Here is a 15,717-nt window from a genome sequence, read left to right as displayed (position 1 = left end):
CCAACCCCGGGCGGGAGCGTCCTCGCAGCGCGGGGTGGTGTCCTCGCAGCGGTCAACCCGCCTCCCGAGCCGCCCGCTCCAACCGCTCCCGGTACTCCCCCCACCACCCACCATCCCCCGGCGCCATGTTGTCGTTGTCCACCCGCAGCCCGACCTGCCCGTCGATCAGCTCGCGGACGATGTCGGCGTGGCCGGCGTGCCGGTGCGTCTCGGCGATCATGTGCACCAGGATCTGGTGCAGGGTGACCTCGCTGCGCTCGCCCGGCCAGTGCGGGACGTGGCCGACGGCGTCGAGCGGGAGCGCGTCGATGGTGGCGTCGGCGTGGGCTCGGGCGCGGGTGTACAGGCCGATGATGTCCTCGCGGGATTCCTCCGGTGTGGCCCACATGTCGTCGTTCGGTTCGGCGTCGTCGTCGAACCAGGGCAGCGGGATGCCCGAGGGGCGGTCGAAGGTGTCGCCGAAGTAGCCGAGTTCCACGCTGGCGAGGTGCTTGACCAGGCCGAGCAGGTTGGTGCCGGTGGGGGTGAGGGGGCGGCGGACGTCGTACTCGCCGAGGCCGTCGAGCTTCCACAGCAGCGCGTCGCGGGCGATCTGCAGGTAGCGGTGCAGGTGGGCCTTCGGGTCGGGTCCGGTCATGGCGGGCAGGGTGCCACCGGGGCCCGACATCCGTCACGCGGCCTCCGCGCGGGGGGGTCAGCCGTCGAGGACGCCGAGCCGGCGGGCCAGGCGCAGCACCATGCCGTCGCGCTCGGCGTCGGGGAGGTCCTCGACGGCGAACCGGCGCCACAGCGCCTCCACGCCGGGGTCGCGCCGGCCGGCGGCCAGCCCGGCCAGCAGGTCGTGCTCACGCGCGCTGAGCGCGACCGCCGCCCGGGCCTGGGCGTCCACGGTGACGCCGTACTCGGGATCGGGGCGCGAGGCGGGCTCGCCGGAGGTGCGGTAGATCAGCACCGTGCGACCGAGGCGCAGGATCTGGGCGTCCTGCAGCCGGTGGCGCTGCCGGACGCGTTCGCCGTCGACGTAGGTGCCGTTGCGCGAGACGCCGTCGTCGACCAGCTCCCACCCGCCGTCGCGGTGCTCCAGGCGGGCGTGCTCGCGCGATACCTCCGCGTCCCAGCTGAGGCTGATGTCGTTGGCCGGGCGGCGGCCGATCGTCAGCGGTGAGCGGGTCGGGTCCAGGGCGATGACGCGCTGGGTGCCGCCGGCCTCGTGCAGCAGCAGGAAGGGGCGCCCGTCGCGGTGGGCGCGCCCGAGCTCGCCCTGGTTGAGGATGGTCTGCTCCAGCGCCCGCAGCTCGGGGCTCGGGTCGACGCCCAGCTCGTCGGCCAGCACGGCGCGGGCGTCGCGGAACACCTCCAGCGCGTCGGCCTGCCGACCGGCCCGGTAGAGCGCCTCGGCCAGCAGGCCGCGGAACCGCTCGCGCAGGGGGTGCTCGGCCACCAGGGTGCGCAGCTCGGCGACCAGCTCCGCGTCGCGCCCGGCGGCGAGGTCGGCCGAGGCGCGGGCCTCGATGGTGGCGAGCCGGGTCTCCTCCAGGGCCGCCGCCTCGGCCTCGGCGAACGGCTCGTCGGCCACGTCGGCCAGCGGGCGGCCCCGCCACAGGCCGAGCGCGTGGCGCAGCCGGTCGGCGGCGTCGACGGCGCGGCCCTGGTCGAGCGCGCGTCGGCCCTCGGCCGCCGCGGCCAGGAACTCCAGCAGGTCGAGGCTGCGCTCGTCGGCGCGCAGCACGTAGCCGGTGCCGTTGGTGATGAGCAGCCGGTCGTCCGCGGCGGCCGGCGGGTGCGGTTCCAGCGCGCGGCGCAGACCGGACACGTAGACCTGCACGGCGTTCACGGCCCGCTCCGGCGCCCGCTCGCCCCACACGCCGTCGACGATCTGGCTGACCTGCACGGTGCGGTTGGCGTTGAGCAGCAGCACCGCGAGCACGGCGCGCTGCTTCGGGCCGCCCAGCGGCACCCGGACGCCGTCGCGGTGGGCCTCCACGGGCCCGAGCAGGCTGAACCGCAGCACGCCCGATCCCGCTCCTCACCTGGCCGTTCCCGGCTCTCCCGGGAGTTCCGGCGCCGGCCCGATCACGTTACCCGAGAGCCCTCCCCGCGTCTTTAAACGAACCTTCAGCGCGCCGGACCAGAGTCACGGACAACAGAGAAACCGCAGGCCCGGGACCCCGGGCCCCGCACACGGAGTGTCCGAGATGAACAAGACCGTCAGCACGCTCGCCGCAACCGGACTGCTCGTCGCCGCGCTGAGCGCGTGCAGCGTCCCCACCGCCGGGGACGCGGCGCCGGCGGCGACCGGCCCGCAGGGGACGCCGGCCGCGACGAGCACCGTGCAGGGCGGCGGCGCGTCGAAGTCCTTCTCGGTGTCGCAGGCCGCGCCGGCGATCATCCCCCAGGACGCCTCCGAGGACCCCTACCAGCGGGTCCTCTACGACGCCGAGGCCCTGCAGCCGATCCTGGACGACTTCTGGACCGAGGAGCTGTCCTACTACGGTCTGGAGTTCGACACCCCGGACCGCTTCGAGTACTACGTCGGCGACGGCAACGGCACCTGCGGCGGCGAGTACTCCGACGGCACCAACAACGCCTACTACTGCTCCTTCGACGGCGACGAGCACGTGGCCTTCGACGTGGACTGGTTGGCGAGCTACCTCGACGAGCACCCCGGCGACGCGGTCACGTTCCTGGTGCTGTCCCACGAGTGGGGCCACGCCGTGCAGGACACCTGGGTCGAGCAGCAGCCGGGCGTCGACTACTGGGAGGGCCCGGCCCAGGAGCTGAACGCCGACTGCCTGGCCGGCGTGTTCTGGGACAACGCCCTGCGCAACGGCACGGTCATCGAGGAGGACGGCGACGCCGAGGCCGTCTACGGCTGGCTGGAGGCCGCCGGGTCGGGCGACTGGATGGACCCGGGCGACCACGGCACCGCCGAGCAGCGCCAGCAGGCCTTCTCCGACGGCTTCACCTACGACGTGGACTACTGCCGCACCTACTACTGAGCCGCAGGGCATGGCTCCTTGCGGTCTCCTCAGCACTGATCGATCCGCGACCGATCGATCCCGCCACGCGAGGGCGGCACCGGGATCGACCCGGTGCCGCCCTCGCGGTGTGTCGGCCCGGCTCAGCGCAGTTCGTGGCGCTTGAGCTTGCGGTAGACGGTGGCGCGGGAGACGCCGAGGCGGTCGGCGACCGCGTTCCGGTCGCCGCCGGTGTCGCGCAGCGCCGCCATCAGGACCCGACGCTCGGCCGCCCGCACCTCGTCGAGGGGGTGGACGCGGCGGTGCGCGGGCAGGTCGGGCAGGTCGATCGCGGGTCCGGTGGCGCGCAGGCGGGCGCCGGCGAGCACCTGCCGCAGCTGGCGGACGTTGCCCGGCCAGTCGCCCGCGGCGAGCGCAGCCTCCGCCCGCGGGGTCAGCACGACGTGGTCGTCCCCGTCCTGGGCGAGGTCGGCCAGCAGTTCCGCGCAGAGGGCGGCGAACCCGGCGCGGCGCTCCCGCAGCGGCGCGACGCCCAGCAGCACGGGGAAGCTCTCCCGGACGAGCGCGGCGGCGCCGTCCGGGGCGGTGTCGTCGCGGCTGGTGGCCACGACCGGCGCGGCGGCCCCGGCCAGCAGGGCGGCCGTCGTGGCCGCCGGCCCGGCGGGCAGGTCGGTGACGTGGGCGAGCAGCACCGGTGCCGTCGGGTCGCGCAGGGCGGCGGCGAGCCGGCGCAGCCACTCGTCGGGGGCGAGCGGGGCCAGCGCCGCGTCGAGCTCGACGATCCCGCCGGCGTGTCCCAGCGCCCGCAGCGCCGCCCGGGCCTGGTGGCGCTGGCCGGACCCGCGCTCCCCGCTCAGCAGGACGGGCCGCCCCGCATCAAGCGCCTGCGCGATCTGCTCGCGCAGGGCACCGATCGGGTCCGTCGCCGGCACCCGGCCGGGCGGGACCGGCTCCGGCGCCGGGCGGTCGACCGGCTGCAGCACCATGACCGCGGCGAACTCACCGCGCGGCTGCGGCACCGGTAGCACCCGGATCGTCAGCACCGCCCCGGAGCTGAGGGTGCGGCGCAGCGTGCGGGGCCGCGGGCCGCACTCCTCGGCGATGCGGCGCAGGACCTCCTCGTCGGCCTCGTGCACCAGGCTCCGGGCGCCGGTGCTCACCACGCACAGCCGCCGGCTCACCGCGACGACCGGGTCGCGGTGCCGGCGCCGCGCGGTGGAGAAGGCGTCGAACAGCTCGCGCTCGCCGTCGGTGCGGCTGGCCAGCAGCTGCGCCTCGATCGACCGCCCGATCTCGACCACCAGCGGCAGCAGCGCCGCCGACCCGTACTCGCGGTGGCAGTGCACGCCGAGCGTGCCGGCGTACCGGGAGGTGACGGGGTCGCGGATGATCACGCCGGTGGTCGTGATGACCTCGGTGTCGGTGCGGAAGTGCTCGGTGCCCGAGACGACGAACGCCCGCTGCGTCTCGTGGGCGCAGCCGAGCCCGTTGGTGCCCATGACGTCCTCGGCGAAGCACATGCCCGGGCTCAGGTTCTGCCGGTGCACGCGGTCGGCGCGGGGGAAGTCGCCGACGACGGCGGTGAGCAGCCGGCAACCGCGGTCGGCCAGGAAGCCCCACGAGTCGAGGTCGGCGATCTCGTCGCGGAGCCGGTCCATGATCGGCTGGGCGACCGCGGCGAGCCGGGTGCCCGGGTGGAACCCGTCGTCGAACCGGTAGTCCGTGGCGGCCGGGTCGACGCCGGCCAGCGCCGAGCGCCGCCAGGACGCGACCACCTCGGGGCGCACGTCCGGGAAGTCGGCCGGGTCGACGTCGAGCGGGTCGCGGACGAGCACCTCGTGCTTGACCGCCCGCACCCGGTCCCACTCCACGGCGGTGCGCGGCATCCGGGCACCGGGATCCCCGCTCATCAGGCTGCGGTGCTCACCGCCGCCCCGCGCATCCCGCGGGCCTTCGGCAGCACCTCGCGGGCGAACAGCTCCAGGCTGGCGCGGGCGTGCTCGTAGGGCATCCCGCCGAAGGCCGGGGCCAGGGTGAGCGAGAAGTCGCCGACGGCGTCGCGGACTGCCTCGATCTGGCCGAGGATCCGCTCGGGGCTGCCCCACAGCGTGGTGGCGGCGTAGTCGTCGGCGGCCTTGTCCAGGCCGATGGCGCGGAAGTGGGCGGCGTTGTCGGCGTAGCGCTCGTGGCCCTTGATGCCGGCGAAGTGCTCGCCCGCCATCTCGTAGTGCTCGACGTTGCTCATGAAGAAGCGGTTCACGTACTCGTACTGCCGCTCGCGGGCCAGCGCGTCGTCGGGGTGGCAGTACATGTTGACGTTGAGCGCGATCGGCGGGGCGATCTCGCCGTGCTCGGCCTCGTACAGCTCGCGGTAGCGGGTGAAGGTGGGCATGAGGTCGGGCACCGGGCGGACGATGAACGACATCAGGTGCGCGCGCAACGCGGCCGCCATGACGACCGAGTCCGGCGACCCGGCCACGCAGTAGCGCCTGCCGTGGAACGAGGCCAGCGGCCGCGGCCGCAGCTCGGTGCGCGGCTGCGGGTAGAACGGGCCGTCGCCTTCGATGAAGCCGGTCTCCAGCGCCTCGAAGACCATCGGCGCGGCCTCGTCGAAGCGGTCGCGGGTCTCGTCGAGCGGGATGCGGAACGGCTCGTACTCGGTGCGGGAGAGCCCGCGCCCGACGCCGAGCAGCAGCCGGCCGCCGGAGAGCGTGTCGAGCATCAGTGCCTTCTCGGCCACCCGCAGCGGGTCGTTCCACGGCAGGATCACCGCCGCCGTGCCCAGCCGGATCCGCGACGTGCTGCCGGCCAGGTGGGCCAGCAGCAGCAGGTTGTCCGGGCACAGCGAGTAGTCCGAGAAGTGGTGCTCGACGACCCAGACGGCGTCGTAGCCGAGCCGCTCCGCGGCCAGCGCCACCTCCACCTCCCCGGCGTAGGTCTGCCGGTCGGTCAGGCTCGGGTCGAGCTTGCCGAAGCCGAGGTTGATCCCGATGCTCAGCACTGCCGTTCCACCTCCGGAGATTGGGGTTTCCGGGTGTCACGGGTCACGCTACGGGCGGCCGGGCGGTGTTCCGTATCACTTGTGAGACCGCCTCGCTACGCCGCGACGAGCTCCCGCCGCGGGCCGGGGTCGGTGGGGCCGGGGGCCGGCCGGTCGAGGAGGGCCACCACGGTCAGGCAGCCGGCCAGCCACGCCCCGCCCAGCATCCACCCGGCCAGCACGTCGGTGAGCCAGTGCGCGCCCAGGTAGATCCGGCTGACCCCGACCGCCGCCGTCGCGGCGACCGCGACCACCACCACGACGGCCCGGCTCACCGACCGGCGCAGCGACGGCAGCACCGCCACCGCCAGCACCCCGGCCACGACGACCGCGTTGAACGCGTGCCCCGAGGGCATCGACGAACCCGTGATCGTCACCAGGTGCTCGTCCATCGGCGGGCGCGGACGGTCGTAGAACCCCTTGAAACCGGAGCTGACCAGCGGCGACCCGAGCGTCGCCACGGCCGCCGCGATCGCCGCGCCGGGCCGGCGCAGCCACCACAGCAGGACCACCACCATCAGCACGAGCACGGTCGTCGGGGGGCTGTCGCCGACCGTGCTCGCCACGTGCATGGTCGGCGTGACCGCCGGGTCGCGGTGCTCGACGAACCAGGCCGACACCCCGGCGTCGAGCCGCGCCGGCCCGGCGTCCCACCACACCGCCAGCACGACGCACGCGTGCCCCGCGAGCAGGCCGGCGGCCAGCGCCGCCCCCAGCAGCACCGGGGTGCCCGGGAGCGCGCCGGCCGGTCGGCGGACCCGGCCGGCCAGCGCCGCCACGCACAGCGCGAAGACGACGGAGCCGAGCGCGAGTCCGACCAGGGCCAACCACATGCGTCCAAGAGTACGAAGCCGCCGGTTACCGGCCCCGCCGTCGGAAGTGAGCGGACGGCAAAATCCGCACGTGGCGGTCATCCGCCCGTCGGTGGCGGACCGGGCGTCGCGGGGCGCCTCGTACTGTGGCGCGGTGTCGAACCTGCTGGTGGTCGAGGACGACGAGACGATCGGCGAGGCGTTGACCGCGAGCCTGCGCAGCCACGGCCACCAGGTGCAGTGGCGGCGCGGGGGTTTCCCGGCGCTGCGGGCCGCGGCGGAGGCAGAGTTCGACCTCGTCCTGCTCGACCTCGGCCTGCCCGACCTGGACGGCGTCGAGGTCTGCCGGCGGCTGCGCGCCGCGCTGCCCAGCACCGTGCTGGTCGTGCTGACCGCGCGCACCACCGAGATGGACGTCGTGGTCGGGCTGGAGGCCGGCGCCGACGACTACCTCACCAAGCCCGTCCGGCTGGCCGAGCTGCACGCGCGGCTGCGCGCCCACCTGCGCCGCAGCGCCGCGACCACCCAGCCCGCCGCCCCGACCGCGCTCGGCGACCTGGTGATCGACACCGCCGGCCGGCGGGTCACCGTGCGCGGGCGGGAGGTGCCGCTGCGGGCCAGGGAGTTCGACCTGCTGGCCCGGCTGGCGGCCGAGCCGGAGCACGCGGTCAGCCGCGACGCCCTGATGTCCGACGTCTGGGACCAGCACTGGTTCGGCTCGACCAAGACCCTCGACGTGCACGTCGCGGCGGTGCGCCGCAGGCTCGCCGAGGTCGCCGACGGTGCCCGGGTCCCGCAGATCGTCACGCTGCGCGGGCACGGCTACCGGCTCGAGGCCCCCGGCGGGCCGAGCTGATGCGCCGGCGGATCATCGGGTCGACGGTGATCGCCGTCGTGCTGGCGATCGCGTTGTTCGGCGCGCCGCTGGCGGTCGTCGTGGCCCGCTACCTGCTCGACGACGAGCGCACCGAACTGGAGCGCGAGGCCAACGTCGTGGCCCTGATGCTGGCCGTCGAGCTCGCCGGCGACGGCACCATCACCGCGCTGCCGGACATGCCGGGCTCCGACCCGGACACCGACTTCGCCTTCTACGACGACTTCGGCCGCCGGGTCGTCGGCGTCGGCCCGGAGGTGCTGGAGCACGACGTCATGGAGGCCCTCGTCGGCGACATCGAGCCCGGCGACACCGCGGCCGACCTGGTCATCGGCGCCCCCGTGGCCGACGACGGCACCTACGTGGGCGTGGTCCGGGTCGCTGCCCCGCGCACCGAGGCCTACCTGCGGATCGCGTTCGTGTGGCTGCTGATGGCCGCGCTCGGGGTGTTCGCGGTCGGCGCGGCGTGGCTGATGGCCCGCCGCCAGGGCGCCCGGCTGGCCCGCCCGCTCGAACAGCTCGCGCACGCCGCGCAGCGCCTCGGTGAGGGCGACTTCAGCGCGCGCTCGCCGACCGCGGGGATCGCCGAGATCGACGGGGTCGGCGCCGCGCTGGACAGCACCGCCCAGCGCATCGGCGACACGCTGGCCCGCGAGCGCGCGTTCTCCGCCGACACCTCCCACCAGCTGCGCACCCCGCTGACCGGGCTGCGCCTCGGCCTGGAGGCCGCGCTGGACGTCCCCGTCGAGCGCCGTTCGGTCGCCGGCCTCTCCGCGGTGATCGCCACGGCGATCACCACCACCGACCGGCTGGAGCAGATCGCCGACGACCTGCTCACGCTGGCCCGTGACACCAACCGGGGCGGCGCCCTGCTGGTCGGCGCCCTGCTGGAGCAGGCCAGGACCGAGTGGGCGGACGTGCTGGGCGCGGCGGGGCGCCCCCTGCGCCTCGTCGTGGCGCCCGACCTGCCGGTGGCCGCGGCGGCCGGCGCGGCGGTGCGGCAGGTGCTGGCGGTGCTGCTCGACAACGCCGCCCGGCACGGCGCGGGCGCGGTCACCGTGACCGCCCGCGACGCCGACGACGCCGTGGCCGTCGACGTCGAGGACGAGGGCCCGGGGGTGCCCGACACCGCCGAGCCGTTCGTGCGCCGCTCGCGCACCGCGGGCGGGCACGGCATCGGGCTGCCGCTGGCCCGCAGCCTCGCCGAGGCCGAGGGCGGCCGGCTGCTGCTCGGGCGCCGCTCGCCGCCCCGGTTCACGCTGCTGCTGCCGATCGCCGCCGAGCACCTCCAACCGGCCGAGCACCGCTAGCCGAAGGGGCGGATGCAGCCGATCAGCTCGCCGCGCTGCCACCCCGGCCCGGGCGACCGCACGGCGACGTCGTGCACGACGCCACCGTCCGCGCGCGGCAGGGCGTAGCGGTGCAGCGGGACGAACGGCTCGACGCAGCCGCCCGCCACGGCCTCCTGGGCCGTCGCCCCGCCGTGCGAAGCCGGGTCCCCCGCTCCGCCGTCGGCGGACCGCAGGAGCAGCGGAACGGCGAGCCCGAGGGTGACGCCGAGGGCGATCGGCGCGACGACCTGGGCCACCCGCACCGACCACCCGACCGGGCGCCCGGACGCGGCCACCTTCGCCACCATCACGGTGCCGACGACCGCGACGGTGAACGTCGTGGCGAGCACCCACAGGCCGAGAACGCCGGTCTCGCCGCCCTCCAGGTACTCGATCGGCTGGACGATGAACGACAGCACGGCCAGCACGCTGGCCAGCACGCCCACCGCGCCGTTGAAGCGGTCGCGCAGCGGTGGAGGAGGATCGGGCGGCACGGGACCCGGTGGCGGGTCGGGCACGGGTTCGGGCGCTGGCGGAGGAGCCACGGACAACCTCGGAGGTCTGCGGGGAGCGGGTGGGATGAGCGTGCAGGTGCACGGACAGGTGCACGTGCACGCACGCAGCGTACCGACAGTGGGAAGATCACCCCAGGTGGAGCGCGAGATCGCTACTTTGAGTGATCAGTGGTCGACGAACGGGCGAGTCCGGCCCGTGAGCGGCGTCACTCTCGCACCGGTGTTCGCTCTCGGTGTCGGGAAGCGTCTCACCGGGGCGGGTTCGACGACCGCAGCCGCGGCGCCTCGGTGATCCCGCGCCTGCGCAGCTCGTCGGCGATCCGCTCGCGCAGCACGAACTTCTTGATCTTCGTGCCGGACATCGGCCACTCGTCGACGAACCGGACGTAGCGGGGCACGCGGAAGGTGGCGATCGCGTCGAGGCAGAACCCGATCAGCTCCTCCTCCGTCGCCGAGGCACCGTCCTTGAGCTGCACGAACGCCGCGGGCACCTCCACGTAGTGCGCGTCGGGAGCGGCGACCACCGCCACGATCCCGACCGCCGGGTGCCCCAGCAGGTGGCCCTCCACCTCGGCCGCGGCGACGTTCTCGCCACCGACCTTGAGCATGTCCTTGAGCCGCGACCGGAACGCCAGCCGGCCCGCGGCGTCGGCGACCACCAGGTCGCCGCTGTGGAACCAGCCCTCGTCGTCGAACGCGGCCGCGGTGGCCGCCGGGTCGCGGAAGTACCCGTCGAAGGCGTTGGGGCCGCGGAACCACAGCTCGCCGTCGACGCCGGGTGGGCGGTCGCGGCCGGTCTCCGGATCGACGACGCGGCAGCGCATCCCCGGCATCGGGTGGCCGCCGGTCGTCGCCCGCGCCTCGGGCGGGTCGTCGAGCCGGTTCAACGTCAGGAACGCCGACGACTCGGTCATCGCGACGCACGAGACGTGCACGGCGGCCGGCAGCCTGCGGGCCATCTCGCGCAGCCGCTCGGGCACCCCGACCGCCATCACCAGCCGGATGCGCGACAGGTCGTGCGCGGCGAAGTCGGGCCGGTCGAGCACCGGCATCCAGATCGTCTCGAACGCGGCCAGCGCCACCGTCACGCCCTCGGCCACCAGGTACGGCAGCGTCGACGCCGGGTCGAACGCGCCCGGGTGCACGAACGGCGCGCCGGCGCGCACGCAACTCAGCGCGAACGTGATGCCGCCGCCGTGGAACAGCGGGATGGCCGTCCAGACGCGGTCGTCCGGCGTCAGCCGCATGCGCTCGACGATCCCGGCGGCCAGCCGGGTCAGCGCCTCGTGCGAGAGGAGCGCGCCCTTCGGAGCGGCCGTGGTCCCGGAGGTGTAGACGATCACCGCCGGGTCGCGGACGCGCACCGACTCCTGCTCGCGCAGCACGGCCGCGTCCGGCACCGAGGGGTCGTCGAAGCCGCCGTCGAGGTCGACGACGTGCCGCAGCTCGGGCGCGTCCGCCGGCACCAGGTCGCGGAACGGCGGAGCGGTCAGCAGCACCGCCATCCCCGAGTGCACGACCAACTGGCGGACCTCGCCCGCCTTGAACCGGGCGTTGACCGGCACCGCGATCGCGCCCACCTTCGCCGCGGCGAAGAGCGCGGCCAGCAGGTCGGGCGAGGCGGGCAGCAGGACGCCGACCCGGTCGCCGGGGCGCACCCCGAGCCCGATCAGCCCGCGGGCGATCCGCTGGGCGTCGGCGGCCAGCTCGGCGTAGGTGCGGCGACCGTCGGGGAAGACGACGGCCGTGGCGTCCGGCGCGACGGCGGCCCGCCCGTCGAGCAGGTCGCCCAGGGTCGTGGCGGAGATGAACGAGCGCACCCGACCTCCCTCGCACCGCTGCCGGGCGATCGTCACCCGCCCGGCAGCGGGCCGTCTACCCGCCGTTTGGTGGGTGCTGGGCGGCGCGTCGCTCCTGCTCGACGGCCAACCCGTCGAGCAGCCGGGTCAGCCCGAAGACCAGCATGTCGCGCTGCCCCACCGGCAGCGGCCACACCTCGGCGATCGCGTCGCGCAGCAGCGGCATCTCCCGGGCGTGGTCGTGGGCGTCCAGCACGCCGATGCCCACCAGCGGGGTGCCGCGGGCCCACGCCGTCCCCACCTCCGAGGCCGCCTCCGTCGCGGACAGCCGCACGGTGCCCTGCACGAGCGCGACCACGGCTCCCAACACGCTCAGCGCCTCGACCGACGACAGCGCCAGCGGCCGCACGATCCGCAGCAGCGACTCCGCCCAGGCCGCCTCCCGCGGCCCCAGGGTGCGCACCGACGACATCATCGGCACCAGCCAGCGGTGCGCCAGGTAGACCTCGCGCAGCGCCTCGGCCCACTCGGTGATCCCCGCCCGCCACGGCCGCGACGTCGGGCCGGGCGGCTCCCCGTACGCGGCGTCGACCATCAGGGCGACCAGGTCGTCCTTGGTGGCGACGTAGCCGTAGAGCGACATGGTGCCCAGGCCGAGCGAGCGGGCGAGCCTGCTCATCGACAGTGCCACCAGACCGTCGCGGTCGGCGATCTCGATGGCCTGCTCGACCACCGCCGAGACCGTCAGGGACCGGCGCGGGCCACGGCTGCCCCTGGTCTCCGGCTGCCACAGCAGCGCTCCCAGCTGGGCACCGCGCTCCTGGTCCACCAACCGCCCTCCCCGAGGCCGCGTCCGCGCGAGCGCAAGCAACGTACCGACAGCTCGGGTGGGCGGCGCGCCCCGGTGAGCCGAAACCCCGTACGGAGTACTACGTTTCGGCGTGATCAGCCCGGACACCGGCGTCCGGGACCGCGGTCGTTCGCTGAACCAGGGGGGAACAGTGAGCAGCTACACGCGATTGCAGGTCGGGGGACTGTCGGCAGCGGACGTGACAACGGTGGCCCATCCGGGCGCCAGCCTCATGTCCGTCATCGCCGACGCGTTCGGGGGGCGGCCGCAGGGCGTGCCCGAACCGTGGCGCGAGCGCGTCCTGCGCGGCGCGCCCGTCGAATCGACCCGGGTGCTGAGCCCGTTGTTCGGACCCGGCAGCGTGCTCGTGCCCGACTGCCTGACGCTCACCGCGTCGCTGACCACCACCGACGTGGGCCGCCAGCTCGAGCAGCTGCGCGACCTGTCGGCCGACGTCCTCGTCGGACAGCTGGAAGCCGACTTCGGCGGCCTGCTGCCGCCCGTGTGGCGCCAGGTCGTCGAGCGGCCGCGGCGGTTCGTCGTGGCGTACGCCCGGGTCCTCGAAGCCGCCTGGCGGGCCTTCGCACCGATCTGGGCGGCGGCGGCGGAGTTGCGCGACCGCGATTCCGCGCGCGTCGACGCCGCGGCGGGCGACCTCTCCGCGCTGCTCGGCGGGCTGCGCGGGAGGCTGCGGGTCGACGGGGACGCCATCCGGCTGCCCGACCCGCACCCGGAGGTCTTCGACCGCGGCGACCGCGGCCTGGTGCTGGTACCGCTGGTGTCGGGGCCGTCGGCGTCGATCTTCAGCGTCGACCGCCCGGACGTCGTGTGGCTCGGCTATCCGCTGCCCGGCCTCGCGTCGCTGGCCGGCGGGGCGCCCGCACCGCGGGCTGCCGACGCGCTGGAGCTCGTCCTGGGCGCGATGCGGGCCCGGATCCTGCTCACCGTGGACGGCGGCCCGGCCGGGCCGGTGGCCCGGCGCACCGGCTGCAGCCCGTCGACGCTGAGCTACCACTGCTCCGGGTTGGAGGCGGCCGGGCTGATCCACCGCGAGCGCAGCGGACAACAGGTCCTCCTCCGCCGCACCGCCCGGGGCGACGCCCTCATCGCGCTGTTCGCGCGCTGACAGCGGCGGCCACCATGTCTTCGACCTCGCTCGAACGCCCCGGCTCGCGGAGGCGGAAGCGCGGTGGCATCGCCGTGGAAGCGACGGCTGCCTGAATGCGGGACCGCAACCGCACGTCCACCGGAGGGGAACCCGTGAAGAGCTGGGCCCGAACCATCACCGCCGCCACCGCCGCGCTGGCCTGCGCCCTGACCGCGGCGGCGTCGCTGCTGTTCACCCCGCCCTACAGCGCGCCGGGCGCGCCGTACAAGGGCGACAGCAGCGGGTCGGTGCGGATCACCGACCCACGGGACCTCTGAACGCTGCGGGGGTGCGCGGAGGAACAGGGGGCTCCGCGCATCCCCACCCGGCATCGAGCCGGTGCCCGGAGGTGGTGGATGAAAGTACGGTTCGCTCCGCGGTTCAGGATCTACATGATCGCGGCCGGCGTCGCCACCATGCTCGTCTGCCTCGTGCTCGCGTTCACCTGGTCGCCGGAGATCGCGATCATCATCGGCGCCATCGGCGGCCCTGGGCTGATCGCCTACGGGTGGCTCTTCCTCGGCCGCGTCCCGTACGTCGTCCTCACCGACGCCATGCTGACCGTCCCCATCCAGCCGGCCCACGGCCGGACCCTCGGCGGCGGCCGGCTCGCCGTGGACGGCAACCGACTGGTGATCATCCGATCCGGCGAGAAGCCGAGGAAGCTCCCGGTATACCGCTGGTACTCCCACCCCGACGACCGGGCCGCGGTGGTGGAGGCGATCACGCACGGCGGCGGGCCGTCGCGCTGACCCGCGCGTCGACCCGTGGGTGCGGCAAGCCTTTCGAGGTCCCTGCAACAGCTTTACCGGCGTCCGCATCGGAGCGAGCCTGCCCCGATGCACGTGGGGGGACTTCTGGCCGGGCGGCCCGGTGGACCGGCCGCGACGCCGGTGTTCGGGCTGCTCGGACCGCTCGAGGTGGTCGCGGCCGGGCGGCGGATCGCGGTGCCCGCCGGCAAGCAGCGGACGCTGCTGGCGGTGCTGCTGCTGCGCGAGGGCCGCTCGGTCGGTGTTGACGAGCTGGCCGAGGCCCTGTGGAACGGGCGGGTCCCCGAGCGGCCGCGCTCGACGATCCAGAAGTACGTGATGCGGCTGCGGCGCGCGCTCACCCCGACCGCCGCCGTCATCCACACCGAACCGGACGGCTACCGCATCGAGGTCCCGCCCGGCGAGCTCGACCTGGCCCGCTTCACCGAACTGGTCGACCGCGGCCGCCGCGCCGCCTCCGGGGAGGCGTGGGAGGTCGCCGCGGCGCACTTCGGCGCCGCGCTGGCGCTGTGGCGGGCCGTGCCGCCGCTGACCGACGTGGTCTGCGATGTGCTGCACCGCGACGAGACACCGCGCCTGGTCGAGCTGTACCTGCAGGCCGTCGAGGCGCGCATCGACGCCGACCTGCGCGCGGGCCGCCACGGCGAGCTCATCGGCGAGCTGCTCGGCCTGGTCCGCCGCCACCCGCTGCGGGAGCGGTTCTGGGCCCAGCGCATGCTCGCCCTGCACGCCGCCGACCGCCAGGGCGAGGCCTTCGCCGCCTACCAGGAGGTGCGCCGGATACTGGCCGACGAGCTCGGCTCCGACCCCGGCCCCGAACTGCAGGCCGCCTACCAGCGCATCCTCGGCCGCGGCACCACCACCGAGACCCTCGTGCGGCCCCGCCAGCTGCCCATGCCCACCAGCACCGTCGTCGGCCGCGACCGGGAGACCAACGAGATCGTCGGCGTCCTGACCGGGGCGGCGGAGCCCGAATCCCCGCGCCTGGTCGTGGTGACCGGCCCCGCCGGGTCCGGCAAGACCACCCTCGCCGTGCGCGCCGCCCACCGACTGGCCCCGCACCACCCCGACGGGCAGCTGTTCGCCGACCTGGGCCACACCCCCGGCCCCGCCGTCGAGGACGTGCTGGCGCATTTCCTGCGCGCCCTCGGCACGCCCCCGCCGGCCACCCGCGCCGACGCCGTGGCCACCTACCGGTCGCTGACCGCCGAGCGCCGCCTGCTCGTCGTGCTCGACGGCGCCCCCGACAGCGACGTCGTCCGCGCCCTCCTGCCCGGCTCCCCCGCCTGCGCGGTGCTGGTCACCAGCCGCCACGAGCTCACCGACCTCTACATCTGCCCCGGCGGCCACCCGGTCCCCCTGCGCCCGCTGCACCCCGACTCCTCGATCCAGCTGCTGCGCCGACTCGTCGGCGACCGGCGCCTGCAGGCCGAACCCGACGCCGTCGACCGCCTCGTCACCCGCAGCGCCGGCTCCCCCCTCGCCCTGCGCGTGGCCGCCGTCCGCCTCGCCACCCGACCCGAGCTGCGGATCGCCGCCCTCCTCGACGAGCACGACTCCCTCCACCAGGCCGTCGTCGGCTCCGGGACGACGTCGTGACG

The 15,717-nt window shown here is 75.2% G+C and carries 15 protein-coding genes; 7 read left to right on the top strand and 8 right to left on the bottom strand.

The features are described from left to right. Nucleotides 1-52: 52 nt before the first annotated feature. Together KIK08_RS02885 and KIK08_RS02880 are read right to left on the bottom strand one after the other, a co-directional pair. Entirely contained in the window at nt 53-637 is a 585-nt protein-coding gene (locus KIK08_RS02885; protein WP_214401381.1) for a DinB family protein, read from the bottom strand. 57 nt (nt 638-694) lie between these two features. Continuing rightward, on the bottom strand, nt 695-2,011 hold the full coding sequence (locus KIK08_RS02880; protein WP_214401380.1) for a BTAD domain-containing putative transcriptional regulator: 1,317 nt from the start codon (nt 2,009-2,011) through the stop codon (nt 695-697). A 184-nt stretch (nt 2,012-2,195) separates the two neighbouring features. On the opposite strand from KIK08_RS02880, the gene KIK08_RS02875 reads away from it, so the two are divergent. After that, on the top strand, nt 2,196-2,999 hold the full coding sequence (locus KIK08_RS02875) for a neutral zinc metallopeptidase (RefSeq protein ID WP_214401379.1): 804 nt from the start codon (nt 2,196-2,198) through the stop codon (nt 2,997-2,999). 122 nt (nt 3,000-3,121) lie between these two features. Here the strand turns inward: KIK08_RS02875 and KIK08_RS02870 are convergent, their stop codons facing one another. The 3 genes from KIK08_RS02870 to KIK08_RS02860 form a co-directional block, all read right to left on the bottom strand. After that, nucleotides 3,122-4,888, bottom strand: coding sequence for a sigma-54-dependent Fis family transcriptional regulator (locus KIK08_RS02870; RefSeq protein WP_214401378.1), 1,767 nt, complete (start codon nt 4,886-4,888; stop codon nt 3,122-3,124). Beyond that, the gene (locus tag KIK08_RS02865) at nt 4,888-5,979 is read right to left on the bottom strand and encodes an LLM class flavin-dependent oxidoreductase (RefSeq protein ID WP_214401377.1); all 1,092 of its coding nucleotides are present in this window, start codon (nt 5,977-5,979) and stop codon (nt 4,888-4,890) included. Before KIK08_RS02865 ends, KIK08_RS02870 begins: the two co-directional genes overlap by 1 nt. A gap of 95 nt (nt 5,980-6,074) precedes the next feature. Continuing rightward, on the bottom strand, nt 6,075-6,851 hold the full coding sequence (locus KIK08_RS02860) for a phosphatase PAP2 family protein (protein ID WP_214401376.1): 777 nt from the start codon (nt 6,849-6,851) through the stop codon (nt 6,075-6,077). 133 nt (nt 6,852-6,984) lie between these two features. Here KIK08_RS02860 and KIK08_RS02855 point away from each other — a divergent pair, with 133 nt between their 5' ends. After that, nucleotides 6,985-7,686: a response regulator transcription factor gene (locus KIK08_RS02855; RefSeq protein ID WP_214401375.1), complete on the top strand. Its 702-nt coding sequence runs from the start codon at nt 6,985-6,987 to the stop codon at nt 7,684-7,686. After that, nucleotides 7,686-9,014 (top strand): HAMP domain-containing sensor histidine kinase, encoded by a 1,329-nt coding sequence (locus tag KIK08_RS02850; RefSeq protein WP_214401374.1) that lies wholly within the window; start codon nt 7,686-7,688, stop codon nt 9,012-9,014. Before KIK08_RS02855 ends, KIK08_RS02850 begins: the two co-directional genes overlap by 1 nt. On the opposite strand, the gene KIK08_RS02845 is transcribed toward KIK08_RS02850, so the two are convergent. From KIK08_RS02845 to KIK08_RS02835, 3 genes are all read right to left on the bottom strand, one after another. After that, nucleotides 9,011-9,580, bottom strand: coding sequence for a hypothetical protein (locus KIK08_RS02845; RefSeq protein ID WP_214401373.1), 570 nt, complete (start codon nt 9,578-9,580; stop codon nt 9,011-9,013). The two genes, KIK08_RS02850 and KIK08_RS02845, sit on opposite strands and share 4 nt — an antisense overlap. 218 nt (nt 9,581-9,798) lie before the next feature. Next, entirely contained in the window at nt 9,799-11,370 is a 1,572-nt protein-coding gene (locus KIK08_RS02840; protein ID WP_214401372.1) for a class I adenylate-forming enzyme family protein, read from the bottom strand. Between the two features lie 55 nt (nt 11,371-11,425). After that, nucleotides 11,426-12,178 (bottom strand): TetR/AcrR family transcriptional regulator C-terminal domain-containing protein, encoded by a 753-nt coding sequence (locus KIK08_RS02835; RefSeq protein ID WP_308257352.1) that lies wholly within the window; start codon nt 12,176-12,178, stop codon nt 11,426-11,428. 229 nt (nt 12,179-12,407) lie between these two features. Between KIK08_RS02835 and KIK08_RS40830 the strand changes: the two genes are divergently transcribed. From KIK08_RS40830 to KIK08_RS02815, 4 genes are all read left to right on the top strand, one after another. Further along, entirely contained in the window at nt 12,408-13,325 is a 918-nt protein-coding gene (locus tag KIK08_RS40830; protein WP_214401370.1) for a winged helix-turn-helix domain-containing protein, read from the top strand. A 134-nt stretch (nt 13,326-13,459) separates the two neighbouring features. Then, a complete protein-coding gene (locus KIK08_RS02825) occupies nt 13,460-13,624 on the top strand; it encodes a hypothetical protein (RefSeq protein ID WP_214401369.1) in 165 nt (54 codons plus the stop codon). 78 nt (nt 13,625-13,702) lie between these two features. Further along, entirely contained in the window at nt 13,703-14,098 is a 396-nt protein-coding gene (locus tag KIK08_RS02820; RefSeq protein ID WP_214401368.1) for a hypothetical protein, read from the top strand. Between the two features lie 87 nt (nt 14,099-14,185). After that, the gene (locus KIK08_RS02815; RefSeq protein ID WP_214401367.1) at nt 14,186-15,715 is read left to right on the top strand and encodes an AfsR/SARP family transcriptional regulator; all 1,530 of its coding nucleotides are present in this window, start codon (nt 14,186-14,188) and stop codon (nt 15,713-15,715) included. Nucleotides 15,716-15,717: the final 2 nt, after the last annotated feature.

Source organism: Pseudonocardia lacus (assembly GCF_018531445.1).
GTDB lineage: Bacteria > Actinomycetota > Actinomycetes > Mycobacteriales > Pseudonocardiaceae > Pseudonocardia > Pseudonocardia lacus.
The sequence above is the reverse complement of the archived record's forward strand: the minus strand, read 5'-3'. Positions and strand labels throughout refer to the sequence as shown.

What these genes read in the sequence shown, in the direction of transcription:
- KIK08_RS02885 (WP_214401381.1), bottom strand. Translation starts at nt 637, where the DNA reads ATGACCGGACCCGACCCGAAGGCCCACCTGCACCGCTACCTGCAGATC.
- KIK08_RS02875 (WP_214401379.1), top strand. Translation starts at nt 2,196, where the DNA reads ATGAACAAGACCGTCAGCACGCTCGCCGCAACCGGACTGCTCGTCGCC.
- KIK08_RS02870 (WP_214401378.1), bottom strand. Translation starts at nt 4,888, where the DNA reads ATGAGCGGGGATCCCGGTGCCCGGATGCCGCGCACCGCCGTGGAGTGG.
- KIK08_RS02860 (WP_214401376.1), bottom strand. Translation starts at nt 6,851, where the DNA reads ATGTGGTTGGCCCTGGTCGGACTCGCGCTCGGCTCCGTCGTCTTCGCG.
- KIK08_RS02850 (WP_214401374.1), top strand. Translation starts at nt 7,686, where the DNA reads ATGCGCCGGCGGATCATCGGGTCGACGGTGATCGCCGTCGTGCTGGCG.
- KIK08_RS02820 (WP_214401368.1), top strand. Translation starts at nt 13,703, where the DNA reads ATGAAAGTACGGTTCGCTCCGCGGTTCAGGATCTACATGATCGCGGCC.
- KIK08_RS02815 (WP_214401367.1), top strand. Translation starts at nt 14,186, where the DNA reads ATGCACGTGGGGGGACTTCTGGCCGGGCGGCCCGGTGGACCGGCCGCG.